Below are 12180 nucleotides of genomic sequence, written 5' to 3' on the forward strand. Positions count from 1 at the left end.
AGCCTGTCCTATATAGTCCCTCGGATCGGTCCGGTTTCACCGCTCGCGCTCGCCCAAACGCAGTGCTTCATTCGTCGAGGATTAGACACGTGGAACAGTTAACGAGCGGTGACTTCACCCAGGAGCAGGACCCCTTCGGCCTGTTCCAGACCTGGTTCGAGGAGGCGAAGAAGAGCGAGCCGAACGACCCCAACGCGATGGCGCTCTCGACGGTCGATTCGGAGGGGCTGCCCAACAGCCGCATGGTCCTGCTCAACGGCCGCGACGGCGAGGATTTCGTTTTCTACACCAACACCCAGAGCCAGAAGGGCACCGAGCTGCTGGCGCAGCCCAAGGCTGCGCTGCTGTTCCACTGGAAGAGCCTGCGCCGGCAGGTTCGCGTCCGCGGCGCCGTGTCGCTGGTCAGCGACGAAATGGCGGACGCCTATTTCAACTCGCGGCCGCGCGACAGCCGGATCGGTGCCTGGGCCTCGCAGCAGTCGCGCCCGCTCGAGAGCCGCTTCGCCCTGGAAAAGGCGGTTGCCCTGCAGGCGGCGAAGTTCGGCGTCGGCACGATCCCGCGGCCGCCGCACTGGACGGGTTTTCGCATCAGCCCGGTCTATCTCGAATTCTGGCGGGACGGCGCATTCCGGCTGCATGATCGTGTCGTCTTCCGCCGCCCCGCCGTCGACCAGCCCTGGACGCGCGAGCGCCTTTACCCCTGAGGATCGATAGCGCCATGGCGATGCCGAAATTCGACTTTCCCAAGACCGAGCCGGGCAAACGTCCGGTGATGCTGCTGACCGGGGCCAGCCGCGGCATCGGCCATGCCACGGTGATGCAGTTCGCGATGGCGGGCTGGCGCATCCTGTCCTGCTCGCGGCAGGGATTCTCGGACAAGTGCCCCTGGCCGTCAGGGGCAGACGATCATGTCCAGATCGATCTCGGCGACCCCGAGGACACGATGCGCGGCATCGCCGAAATCAAGCGGCGGCTGGGCGGCGGAGGGCGGCAAGCTCAACGCGCTGGTCAACAATGCCGGCATCTCGCCGAAGGGGCCGAAGGGCGCGCGGCTCGGCGCGGCGACGACCTCGTTCAACGACTGGCACAAGGTCTTCCAGGTCAATTTCTTCGCGCCGATCATGCTGGCGCGCGGGCTGCTGGACGAGTTGACGGCGGCGAAGGGCACGATCGTCAACGTCACCTCGATCGCGGGCTCGCGAGTCCATCCCTTCGCGGGGGCGGCCTATGCGACCTCCAAGGCAGCGCTCGCCAGCCTGACGCGCGAGATGGCCTCGGATTTCGGACCGCTCGGGATTCGCGTGAACTCGATCTCGCCGGGCGAGATCGACACGGCGATCCTGTCGCCCGGAACCGAGAAGATCGTCGCGACGCTGCCGCTGGGCCGGCTCGGGCGGACGGAGGAGGTCGCCCGCGCGATCCATTTCCTCTGCACCGACGCCTCGAGCTACGTGACCGGGGCGGAGCTCCACATCAATGGCGGCCAGCACGTATGATCCGGGCCGGCTGAGATGAGCGGCGACGGCGCGCAGGTCATCCGCTTCCCGGCGCCGGGCAAGGCTCCGGCGCGCCCGGTGCTGGCGGCATCGGTCGCCGTCTTCAAGGAGGGCAAGGTGCTGCTCGCGACCAGGACCAAGCCGCCCGCCGACCGGCTCTGGTCGCTGCCGGGCGGCAAGGTCGAGGCAGGCGAGACGCTGGAAGAGGCGGCTCTGCGCGAACTGGAGGAGGAGGTGGGCGTCAGCGCCCGCATCCTCGGCTTCAACCGCCATGTCGAGATCTTCGGGCGCGACGAGAGCGGCGCGATCACCCATCATTTCGTGGTCGCGTCCTTCGTCGGCGAATGGGTTTCCGGCGAGCCGACGCCGGGGCCGGAGGCGGGGGCCGTGATGTGGGCGGACCCGCTCAAGCTCGGCGGGCTCGCCACGACGCGGGAGCTCGCCGACGTGGTGCGGCGGGCGCAGCGCATCCTGCTGGGAGGACGCGCCCGCATGAGGTGGCCCGGACTGTGGCTGCTCGCATTGCTGATCGGCGCGGCACCGCAGGCGGCGTTCGCGCAACAGCCGCGCGCGCCTGCCGCGGCCAAGCCGGCCGAGCCGCCCCCCGCGCCGGAGCCGCCCCCGCCTCCCTATGAGCCGCAACTGCTGAAGCTCGCCGAGATCATGGGGTCGCTCGCCTATCTGCGGACGCTCTGCGCAGGGTCGGAGGCGCAGGGCTGGCGCGAGCGCATGGCCGCGCTCGTCGAGGCGGAGGGGCGCAGTGCGGGGCGGCGCGAAAGGCTGACGAGCGCCTATAACCGGGGTTTCCGCGCCTATTCGCTGACCCACCGCTCCTGCACCGAGGGCAGCCAGGAGGCCTCGACCCGCCTGGCGGCGGAGGGCGAACGGCTCGCGCGTTCGCTGGCCGGACGCTATGGCGGATAGGTGACAGCCGCCCGCCAACTTCGCCGTTGCGCGCGATTTGGCTCCGGGCATTAACCTTTTCGAAAGGGGGCAGTAGCGTGCCGCTCTGGCACGCCCTATGGTCGCTTTGAACGCGATCCCTCGCGAAGCGCGCCCAAACCGGCACGATTTGCGACATCAGCGCCAGCGCCGCGCGACAAGACGCCGATCCGAGCAAGCCGTAGAGTCCTCGCCTTCATGTCCATCATCTCCGACGATCTGCCGCTCGATCTGGTTTCGGTCGAGGATACGCATGACGCCCGGCGCGTCGCCTATGGTTATGTCGAGGACGCCTTCGCCGAGGCGCAGCAGGATGGGCTGGACAGCGATGCGCTCGCCCATGCCGCGTTGTTCGCGGCCTTCCGCACGCTCGTCGAGACCTATGGCGAGGAGGCCACCGCCGTCTTCGCCGAAGGGCTGGCCGACAAGATCCGGACCGGCGCCTTCAGCAACGGGACGCGCCACTAGCGCAGCCGTTTCGGCACGCGCCTGAGCCGTCCAGCAGGCGCGGCCGGGACCATCCATCGCTTGCGGGCCGGGATCGCGGCCCCATATCCCGTTCTGGACCCGCGCCGATTCTCGGCCGGAGCGACGGGAGTTATCATGCCAGCGCAGGAGCGACAGACCGGCATCGTCATCGAGAACGCAGCCGCCGGCCGCTTCGAGATGAGCTTTCCCGGCGGCACCGCCTTCGCATCCTTCCGGCGCGACGGCGACCGGCTGATCATTACCCACACCGAAGTGCCGGCTGCCCATGAAGGCCGGGGAATCGGCTCGCAGCTGGTGCGTGGCCTGTTCGAATCGGCCCGCGACAGCGGCCGCCGGATTGTCCCGGCCTGCTCCTTCGTCGCGACCTGGGCGCGCCGTCACCCTGAATTCGCCGAAGTGCTGGCCCATTAGGGCTCGGTCCCGCCCAGCCCCTCAACCCTACAGAGCGACGATGAGCCAGACGCAGCCTCTCTTCAGCGCCCAGCAGGAGCTTCGCGCCGCCTTCAAGCGGCTGGAGCGAATCTTGCCGGCGCGCCTGGCCTCGGGGCTGCGCTGGTTGCGGCATCCGGCTTCGCGCTGGGCGCGGCTGCCCGCCGGGCTCCTGCTGATCCTCGGCGGCGTGTTCTCCTTCCTGCCGCTGCTCGGCGTCTGGATGCTGCCGCTCGGGCTGATGCTGATCGCGGCCGACGTTCCCTTTCTGCAGCGGCCGATGGCCCGCTTCACAATGTGGATCATCGACCGCGTCGAAAGCTGGCAGGGACGGCGCTCCCCATAACGCCATCGCCGCGGTGGCTGCGTGCCGGCCCCGCGGCGTCGAGAGCGGAACTTCTGTCCGGCCGTTTCGTTGAGCGGGCATCGGCGTTTGCGCGCCTGCTCAATGGGGGCTGTCATGAACAGTATCATCTATCTCGTCGGTCTCGTCGTGGTCGTGCTCGCGATCCTGTCCTTCCTCGGACTCCGGTGAGGTCCGCCATGTCGCTCGGCTCAACTGACGTCGTCGTCGTCTCACCACCCGGTTCCGAAACCGCGGCGGGCTCCTATCTCGAATGGAGCCCCATCCTCGGCGGAGCGGTGCTCTCCGCCGCGATCTCCACGATCATGGCCGCCTTCGGCTCCGCCATCGGCCTGTCGCTCGTCTCGGCCGAGACGGGGCGCTCCACCAGCCTGATGGCGCTCGCCATCGCCGGCGCCCTCTGGGCGCTGTGGGTCACGGTGTCCGCCTGCGGTGCAGGCGGCTATCTCGCCGGCCGCATGCGCAAGCCGCTCGGGGATGCCAGCGCGCATGAGCGCGGCGTGCGCGACGGAGCCCACGGTCTCGTCGTCTGGGCGGTCGGTGCGCTTCTCGTCGCCTTCCTGACCTCGTCCTCCCTGATGGGCGCGGCGCGGACGGCGGCCTCGGGCGCGGCCTCGCTTGCGAGTGGTGCCTCCTCGCTGGTCAGCCAGCAGGCCGATCCGCTCGCCTCGGCGCTCGACACCGTGATGCGCTCCAACGGCGCCACCCCGCCGACGCAGGGCGAGCGGGAGGAAGCCTCGCGCATCCTCGTGCGCAGCCTGGCGAATGGCAGCCTCGACGCCGGCGACCGCCAGTATGTCGCCTCGCGGATGGCGGCGCGGATGAACATCCCGCAGGCCGAAGCCGAGAAGCGCATCGACGACGCCTATGCGGGCCTGAACCAGGCCAAGGAAACCGCCAAGCAGGCGGCCGAGAAGGCCCGTCGCACGGGCATCATCGTCGCCTTCCTGACGGCGGCCGTGCTGCTGGTCGGTGCTGCGGCGGCGTATCTCGCCGCGATGCTGGGTGGCCGCCATCGCGACGAGGAGATCGACCTCTTCGGCGGTCGCTGATCCTCGGTTCCGATTGAACCAAGCGAAAGGGCGCCTCCGGGCGCCCTTTTTCGTGTGTCGTCGCGTGGGGTCTGCCGACGGCCCAGCTGCGGCTAGGAGCGCCCCGTCTCGCGTGCAGGAAGCGGGTGTCCGAGCGTCACGTTCGGTTGCAGCGGCGGCGAATGCCGGACGAGCGGGATGCGCTTCAGCACCAGTCTCAGCGCATGCCAGTGGATGGCGAGCGTGACCTTCAGCGTCAGCAGGGGGTGGCTCGCCAGGAGGCCGAGCAGCGCGCTGTCGGAGATGGGCTGCCTCTCGCCGCTCATCGTTGCCGCGATCAGCCGCCCCTCGGCGTCGGAGCCGTCGATAGAGACGGACATCGTGGCCGCCGGTGGCGCCACCGCAAAGCGATAGTCCATGGCGAGGTTCATGAAGGGCGAGACATGGAAGCGCTTCGGGGCTTCCTGGGCGACCGGGCCGTCCGTCTCCACGACTTTCGAGACATAGCTGTGCGTCTCGCCGAAGGTGTTGTGCACCTCGTAGACGATCCCCATCAGCGTGCCGTCGCGGCGGTGGCAGAACCAGGTGCTGAGCGGATTGAAGGCGTAGCCCAGGATGCGTGGCATGGTGAGCAGGCGGATCGGCCCGCCATCGGGATCGAGCCCCGCCTCGCGCAGCAGGGCCTCGACCTGCGGGCGCAAGGGCGCGCCGGTGCGGTCGCCGTAGTCGGCATCGCGGAAGGCGTAGAGATTTAAGCGGTTGCGGGAGAAGACGCGCAGCCGCTGCGCGAGGCCGTCGATCTCGTCGAGATCGAGCAGCATCCAGAAAACACGATAGGCGAGCTTGTGCCGGCGCGGCCGAAACCGCAGGTGCCGCACCCGGCCGACATACAGCGCCGAGGCGGTCTCCGTCGTCATGCCGCGCGTTCCAGCCCCGCCGTCACCGGCGTGCGGACGATCCTGCCGGAGTCGTCTGCCACGTTCCAGGGGCGTTTCAGACCGCCGAGATCCTCCGCGACCGCGAGGCCGGCCTGCAGGCCGTCCTCGTGGAAGCCGGCGCCGAAATGCGCACCGCAGAACCAGGTGTTCCGGCCGCCCTGCAGCGACCAGAGCCGCTCCTGCGCGGCCAGGGCCGGCCCGTCGAAGATCGGGTGCTCGTACATCTCCTCGCGCAGCACCGTGCCAGGGGCCGGATCGCGCGGCGGGTTGAGGGTGACGAAGAGGGGCTGCTCGGTTTCGAGACCCTGGAGCAGGTTCATCCAGTAGGTGACGGCACAGGGTGCGTCCGGCGCCCTGCGCTCGCCGAGATGGTTCCAGCTCGCCCAGGCGTTGCGGCGGCGCGGCATCAGCGTCGCATCGGTGTGCAGGATGGCGCGGTTGCAGCTGTAGCGGAACGCGCCCAGCAGAGTCGTCTCCTCGGCCGAGGGATCGGCGAGCATCGCCAGCGCCTGGTCGGCATGGGTCGCCAGCACGACGTGGTCGAACCCGCGTACCTCGCCATCCACGGTCTCGACGCTCACGCCGCTCTCGAGGCGGGTCACCTGCCGCACGGCGTTGCCCAGCACGATGTCACCGCGAAACGCCTCACGCAGACGCTTGACATAAGAGCGGCTGCCGCGATCGACCGTGCGCCAGACCGGGCGATTGGTCAGCTTCAGCAGGCCGTGATTGTGGTGGAAGCGGATGAAGGCGGCCGCGGGGTAGGACAGCATCTCGTTGCAGGGGGCCGACCAGATCGCAGCCGCCATGGGCAGAAGGTGGTCCTCGCGGAACGCCTGGCCATAGCGGCCGGCATCGAGATAATCGCCGAGCGACTGGCCGGCGAGCGCCGAAGACTGCGCGTCCCGCGTCGCCTGGGCATAGAAGCGGCGCAGGTCTGACAGCATCGACCAGAAGCGCGGGCTGAGCAGGTTGAGACGCTGGGCGAACAGGCCCGACAGGCTGGTGCCGCTGTATTCCAGCCGGCCCTCGTCGAGCGAGACGGCGAACGACATCTCGGTCGCCTTGGTGGCAACGCCCAGATGGGCCATCAGCGCGGTGAAGTTGGGATAGGTCGCCTCGTTGTAGACGATGAAGCCGGTGTCGACCGGGACATCCCCGCCACTGCGCTGCGCGACATCGACCGTGTTGGCGTGCCCGCCCAGCCGCGGCGCGCTCTCATAAAGCGTGACGTCATGTCGCTGCGACAGCAGCCAGGCGCTTGAGAGCCCCGAGATACCGGAGCCAATGACGGCGATACGGAGGGGCTGGGGAAAGGAGCCGTGCATGAACCGACCTTTGTCGCGGCAGACCGAAGGGTTACGACCGGCCGTCCCAAACGGTTCAGTCTTTATCCTTAGGGCAGGGAATGGTAGCCGGTCCTCCAGCCACCGTCCCGGGAGGGAGATGGCATTCGCGGCTGGCGTTCTGATCCAGATGCGAACGGGCCGCGTAGAAGGGCCATGTTCGCAACGCCCGCAACAGGACAAAAGTCACGAGCCTCGGTTCCGGCCGGGGTGCGGAGAGGTTCGATCACCGTCCCCATGGATGCAGACGCCCTTGTTCAGGCCATCGCGTCTTCCGCCGACCGCCAAGCCTTCGCGCGACTGTTCGACCATTTCGCGCCGCGTGTAAAAGGGCTGCTGATGCGGGGCGGCACTCCGCCGGATCTGGCGGAGGAGCTGGCGCAGGAAACGCTGATGACGGTCTGGCGCAAGGCGGCGCTGTTCGACCCCGCCAAGGCCGGCGCCAGCACCTGGATTGCGACGATCGCGCGCAATCTCAGGATCGATTACGCAAGGCGGGAGAAGCGCTCGCGCCTCTCGCAGGTCTTCGACATCCTCGAGGATGAAGAGGGGCCGGAGCAGCCCGATGACGTGCTCTCCGGATCCGAACGCGACGCGCGGGTTCGCGTCGCGCTCAAGGGACTGTCCAAAGAGCAATACAGAGTCGTCGAACTCGCCTTCCTCGAGGGCTTCAGCCACCAGGACGTGGCCAACAAGCTTTCGATCCCGCTCGGAACGGTGAAGTCGCGGCTAAGACTGGCCATGGCGCATCTGCGCCGACATCTGGAGGATCTGCGATGAACGCCCGGCATCTCCCGTCGGACGAGACCTTGGCCGGCTTCGCCGCAGGCCGGCTCGACGAAGGCATGTCGCTCGTGGTCGCGGCGCATGTCGAGATGAATGCCGCCGCCGCAAGGGCGCTGCGCGAGATCGAGGCGGTCGGCGGCGGGGTTCTGGCCACCGGCGAAGCCGTGCCGATGCTCACCTCGGCGGAGGACGCGCTGGCTCGACTGGAGCGGGAGGGGCGCGATGTACCGGCCCCGGTCCGGCCGGTTGAGCGGGGACTCCCGCGCGTGCTGCAGCCCTACGAGCTCGGCCGCTGGCAGCCGATCGGGCTCGGCGTGGCGCTGCGCCGCGTCAATGTCCCCGGTGCCGAAGCGCGCGTCTTCATGCTGCGCGCGGCACCCGGAACGCGGCTGCCCGAGCATCGCCATAGCGGCCATGAGTGGACCACGATCCTGTCCGGCGCCTACGAGCACGAATATGGCCGGTTTGCCCGCGGCGACTTCGACGAGGCGAACGAGAACCACGAGCACCACCCCCATGTCGATGCCGTGGAGGGCTGCACCTGCATCGTCGCGCTGACGGGTGAAGTGCAGTTCCGGGGCTGGCTCGGCCGGCTGCTGCAACCGCTGGTGCGGCTGTGACGGCGCTTTCGTTCCTGCTCGCGCTGGCGACCGTCGCAGTCGTGATGGTCGTGGCGATGACGGGAGCCTGGCTGGTCGAGCGGCGCACCGGCAATTCGGGCTGGATCGACTCGGTCTGGACCTTCGGTCTGGGGACAGCCGGTATGGTCGGCGCCCTGCTGCCCTTCGGTGCGGGGCCGATGTCGCGCCGCCTGCTCGTTGCAGGGCTCGCTGCGGCCTGGGCGCTGCGGCTGGGGCTGCATGTCGCCTCGCGCACCCGGGGCATCTCGGACGATCCGCGCTACGCCAAGCTGAAGCGCGACTGGGGGGCCGACAAAGACCGCCAGATGTTTCGCTTCCTGATGCTGCAGGCCCTCGCGAGCACGCCGCTGGCGATCGCGATCGTGCTGGCGGCGCATCATCCCGCGCCGACGCTCGGCCTGCAGGATCTCGTCGGCGTGCTGGTCTTCGCCATCGGCGTCGGGGGCGGCGCCATTGCCGACCGGCAGTTGCGGGCCTTCGCCCGTAATCCCGCCAACAAGGGCCGGATCTGCGACGAAGGGCTCTGGGCGTGGTCGCGCCATCCGAACTACTTCTTCGAATGCGTGCTGTGGAGCGCCTATCCCGTGATCGCCATTGCGGCGTCGGGCTATGGCTTCGGCTTCGTCGCCCTGCTCGCACCGCTCGCGATGACACTGCTCCTGACGCGGATCTCCGGCATTCCGCCGCTCGAAGAGCACATGGTCGCCAAGCATGGCGACGCCTACCGGGCCTATCAGCGGCGGACCAGCGCCCTGCTGCCTTGGCCTCCGGCCGCCGGCTGAGGTTTCCGATGACGATACTCGACCACCTGGGCAACTGGGGCGAGCGTTTGCCGCTTCCGGATTTCGTCACCCGTGCCGGGATCGCGACGCTGGTCGGCCGCACCGACCGCAAGCTGCAGCAGGGCGACGCCCTGCCTGACAGCGACTTCGTCGCGTCGATGGGGAACTACCCCATCGCCCAGCATGCAGACGCCGCCAATGAGCAGCATTACGAGGTGCCCGCCGCCTTCTTCCAGGCCGTGCTCGGCGCCCGGCGCAAATATTCGTCCTGCTTTTACGAGACGGCTCAGACGACGCTGGACGAGGCCGAGGTCCGCGCGCTCGAACTCACGCTCGAGCATGCCGATCTGCAGGACGGGCAGCGCATCCTCGAACTGGGCTGCGGCTGGGGCTCGCTGTCGCTGTTCATGGCGGAGAAGCTGCCCAGCGCCGAAATCCTCGCGGTGTCCAACTCCGCCTCGCAGCGAGCCTTCATCGAAGGCGAGATCGCAGCGCGTGGGCTCTCCAATTTGCGGGTCGTCACCGCGGACATGAACGCCTTTTCGACCTTGGGCGGCTTCGATCGCATCGTGTCGGTCGAGATGTTCGAGCATATGGCGAACTGGACCGAGCTGCTCTCGCGTGCGCGCGGCTGGCTGAAGCCGGAGGGACGGCTGTTCCTGCATGTCTTCACCCACCGCTCGGCCTGCTACCGCTTCGATGTCGAGGACAAGTCGGACTGGATCGCGCAGCACTTCTTCACCGGTGGGCTGATGCCGAGCCGGCGCCTCGTGCATGGCTTCCCGGAGCTATTCGACGTCGAGTCGGAATGGCACTGGAGCGGCGAGCATTACCAGCGGACCGCCGAGGACTGGCTCGTCAATTTCGACCGCAATCTCCCGGTCATCGACCCGATCCTGTCCCAGGTCTATGGCGCGGACGCGGCGCTCTGGCGCCGGCGCTGGCGGCTGTTCTTCCTCGCGACCAGCGGGCTGTTCGGCTATGCGGGCGGCGACTCTTGGGGCGTCGGCCATTACCGGCTGAAGCCGGCCTAGAGCCACCCCCAGCCGCGCATCGTCACGACGCCGGCATAGGCGGCGAGCGTCGACACGCCGGCCACCAGGCTGCCATAGGCGAGGTCCGCCATGGTGATACCCAGCGTCCAGCGCCGGAGCGTGGCGTAGTTGGTGAGGTCGTAGGTTCCGTAGGCCAGCAGGCCGAGCAGGGCGCCGTTGACGAAGGCCGCCATCGCCGAGCCGCCAGCCAGGGCGGGCATCAGCGCAAAATGGATCAGCCCGGCCGGGAAGGCGAAATAGAACAGCAGGGCCGGCACCCAGCGGATCTTCTCCAGCAGGGCATCGCCCAAAGCCGGCCGGTAGAGCGCCCCCGCCATCAGCGAGAGCCAGATCACATCGATCACCCCGAAGACGAGCAGGAAGACGAGGTAGCCTGCAAGGAAGGTCATTCTGCTCTCCGGATTGTGTCGTCGTGATACGTCGAGGTCGGGGCTGCAGATCGCGTCCCGGACGGGTTCAAGTCTGCATTCGCAAATCTGTTTGCCGTGTCGCAGCGTATGGAGTCACAAAACCACCAACGGCGAAGGATGCGTGGCAGCAAGCCCCTGCCTCCAACGTTCGGACCGGGGTGGCGTTCCAGCGGAAACGGTCGGACACTGGCGATGACAGATGAAGTACGGCAGCAGCCTCAGGATCGTCGGGCACGCAGCGGCACCGATTGGAGCTTAGGACTGTCGCGAGCCTTCCTGGCGAAGCTGATGGCGCGGCTGGCGCGGGGCCGACTGACGGTTGTGACGCCCGACGGGTCGGTGATCGTGCAACAGGCGCCGGAGCCCGGACCAGAGGCGGTGATCGTGCTCAAGCGCTGGCGGGCGATCCGCCGGCTCGTGCTGCAAGCCGATATCGGCTTCGCGCGCGCCTATTGCGACGGCGATTTCAGCAGCCCGGACATGACGGCGGTGATCGAGCTCGCGGCGGTCAACGACCACACGCTGCGCGCCCTGATCTCGGGAAGCTGGCCGGCCCGCCTGCTGACGCGGATGCTGCATCTGGGGCGCGCCAATACGCGCCGCGGCAGCAAGCGCAACATCACCGCCCATTACGATCTCGGCAATGCCTTCTATGCGCAGTGGCTTGACGAGAGCATGACCTACTCCTCGGCGCTCTACACGCAGCCCGGCCAGACGCTCGAGCAGGCCCAGACCGCCAAGCTCGACCTGATCGTCGAGCGGCTCCAGCTCAAGGGCGGAGAGCGCGTGTTGGAGATCGGCTGCGGCTGGGGGGCTCTGGCGGAGCGGCTGGCGCGCGAAGGCTGCCATGTCACCGGCATCACGCTCTCGCCGTCGCAGCTGGCCTATGCGCAGAAGCGCCTGGCGGATGCCGGCCTTGCCGAGCAGGTCGATCTGCGGCTGCAGGACTATCGCGACGTGACCGGCCAGTTCGACCGCATCGTCTCGATCGAGATGATCGAGGCGGTCGGCCGCGAGTTCTGGCCCGCCTATTTCGCGACGCTGCGCAACTGCCTGAAGCCGGATGGCCGCATCGTGTTGCAGGCGATCACGATCGAAGACAGCCGCTTCGCCTCCTATGCGAGCGGCGCCGACTTCATCCAGCACTACATCTTCCCGGGCGGGCTGCTGCCGTCGCACAGCGCCATGAACGAGCAGATCACCGCGGCAGGACTGAACCTCGCCGACCGCTTCAGCTTCGGCGACAGCTACGCGCTGACGCTGCAGGAATGGCGCCGGCGCTTCCTGGTGCAGTGGCAGTCGATCCGCCCGCTCGGCTTCGACGAGCCGTTCCGCCGGCTCTGGGAGTTCTATCTCTGCTATTGCGAGGGCGGCTTCCGCAGCGCGGCCACCGATGTCGGCCTGTTCGCGATCACCGTGAGCGACGGCAAGGCGAAGGCCGTCGCCTGAGGCGGCGGCCGCGACCGGGCGT

At 68.4% G+C, this 12180-nt stretch carries 14 protein-coding genes and 1 pseudogene; 12 read left to right on the forward strand and 3 right to left on the reverse strand.

Annotated features, from left to right (window positions below; genetic code table 11):
• Positions 1-89: 89 nt before the first annotated feature.
• From pdxH to ABIE41_RS10265, 7 genes and pseudogenes are all read left to right on the forward strand, one after another.
• A complete protein-coding gene (gene pdxH / locus ABIE41_RS10235; protein WP_354191876.1) occupies positions 90-704 on the forward strand; it encodes a pyridoxamine 5'-phosphate oxidase in 615 nt (204 codons plus the stop codon).
• A gap of 14 nt (positions 705-718) precedes the next feature.
• Positions 719-1496 (forward strand): annotated as a pseudogene (locus ABIE41_RS10240) (SDR family NAD(P)-dependent oxidoreductase).
• Positions 1497-1511: 15 nt separating this feature from the next.
• Complete coding sequence (locus ABIE41_RS10245) at positions 1512-2420, forward strand: TIGR02301 family protein (protein ID WP_354191877.1); 909 nt, start codon at positions 1512-1514, stop codon at positions 2418-2420.
• Positions 2421-2636: 216 nt separating this feature from the next.
• The gene (locus tag ABIE41_RS10250; protein ID WP_192644368.1) at positions 2637-2906 is read left to right on the forward strand and encodes a hypothetical protein; all 270 of its coding nucleotides are present in this window, start codon (positions 2637-2639) and stop codon (positions 2904-2906) included.
• Positions 2907-3041: 135 nt separating this feature from the next.
• Positions 3042-3338, forward strand: coding sequence for a GNAT family N-acetyltransferase (locus tag ABIE41_RS10255; RefSeq protein WP_192644369.1), 297 nt, complete (start codon positions 3042-3044; stop codon positions 3336-3338).
• Positions 3339-3378: 40 nt separating this feature from the next.
• Positions 3379-3702, forward strand: coding sequence for a hypothetical protein (locus ABIE41_RS10260; RefSeq protein WP_354191878.1), 324 nt, complete (start codon positions 3379-3381; stop codon positions 3700-3702).
• Between the two features lie 197 nt (positions 3703-3899).
• Positions 3900-4772: a hypothetical protein gene (locus ABIE41_RS10265; RefSeq protein ID WP_192644370.1), complete on the forward strand. Its 873-nt coding sequence runs from the start codon at positions 3900-3902 to the stop codon at positions 4770-4772.
• Positions 4773-4864: 92 nt separating this feature from the next.
• Here the strand turns inward: ABIE41_RS10265 and ABIE41_RS10270 are convergent, their stop codons facing one another.
• Positions 4865-5668, reverse strand: a complete 804-nt coding sequence (locus tag ABIE41_RS10270; RefSeq protein ID WP_192644371.1) for a DUF1365 domain-containing protein — start codon at positions 5666-5668, stop codon at positions 4865-4867.
• The gene (locus ABIE41_RS10275; RefSeq protein WP_192644372.1) at positions 5665-7017 is read right to left on the reverse strand and encodes an NAD(P)/FAD-dependent oxidoreductase; all 1353 of its coding nucleotides are present in this window, start codon (positions 7015-7017) and stop codon (positions 5665-5667) included. Before ABIE41_RS10275 ends, ABIE41_RS10270 begins: the two co-directional genes overlap by 4 nt.
• A gap of 174 nt (positions 7018-7191) precedes the next feature.
• Between ABIE41_RS10275 and ABIE41_RS10280 the strand changes: the two genes are divergently transcribed.
• The 4 genes from ABIE41_RS10280 to ABIE41_RS10295 are packed head-to-tail and all read left to right on the forward strand — an operon-like array spanning position 7192 to position 10278.
• On the forward strand, positions 7192-7815 hold the full coding sequence (locus ABIE41_RS10280; RefSeq protein WP_354191879.1) for a sigma-70 family RNA polymerase sigma factor: 624 nt from the start codon (positions 7192-7194) through the stop codon (positions 7813-7815).
• The gene (locus ABIE41_RS10285; protein ID WP_192644373.1) at positions 7812-8441 is read left to right on the forward strand and encodes a ChrR family anti-sigma-E factor; all 630 of its coding nucleotides are present in this window, start codon (positions 7812-7814) and stop codon (positions 8439-8441) included. Before ABIE41_RS10280 ends, ABIE41_RS10285 begins: the two co-directional genes overlap by 4 nt.
• Complete coding sequence (locus ABIE41_RS10290) at positions 8438-9244, forward strand: DUF1295 domain-containing protein (protein WP_192644374.1); 807 nt, start codon at positions 8438-8440, stop codon at positions 9242-9244. The genes ABIE41_RS10285 and ABIE41_RS10290 overlap by 4 nt, the downstream gene beginning before the upstream one ends.
• Positions 9245-9252: 8 nt before the next feature.
• Entirely contained in the window at positions 9253-10278 is a 1026-nt protein-coding gene (locus ABIE41_RS10295) for an SAM-dependent methyltransferase (RefSeq protein ID WP_192644375.1), read from the forward strand.
• Here the strand turns inward: ABIE41_RS10295 and ABIE41_RS10300 are convergent.
• Positions 10275-10688 carry a DUF2177 family protein gene (locus tag ABIE41_RS10300; protein WP_192644376.1) on the reverse strand — a complete coding sequence of 138 codons (414 nt, stop codon included), beginning with the start codon at positions 10686-10688 and terminating at the stop codon, positions 10275-10277. The genes ABIE41_RS10295 and ABIE41_RS10300 overlap by 4 nt on opposite strands.
• 213 nt (positions 10689-10901) lie before the next feature.
• Here ABIE41_RS10300 and ABIE41_RS10305 point away from each other — a divergent pair, with 213 nt between their 5' ends.
• Positions 10902-12158, forward strand: a complete 1257-nt coding sequence (locus ABIE41_RS10305) for a class I SAM-dependent methyltransferase (RefSeq protein ID WP_192644377.1) — start codon at positions 10902-10904, stop codon at positions 12156-12158.
• The last annotated feature ends 22 nt before the right edge of the window (positions 12159-12180 follow it).

It is taken from the genome of Bosea sp. OAE506, assembly GCF_040546595.1.
Classification (GTDB): domain Bacteria; phylum Pseudomonadota; class Alphaproteobacteria; order Rhizobiales; family Beijerinckiaceae; genus Allobosea.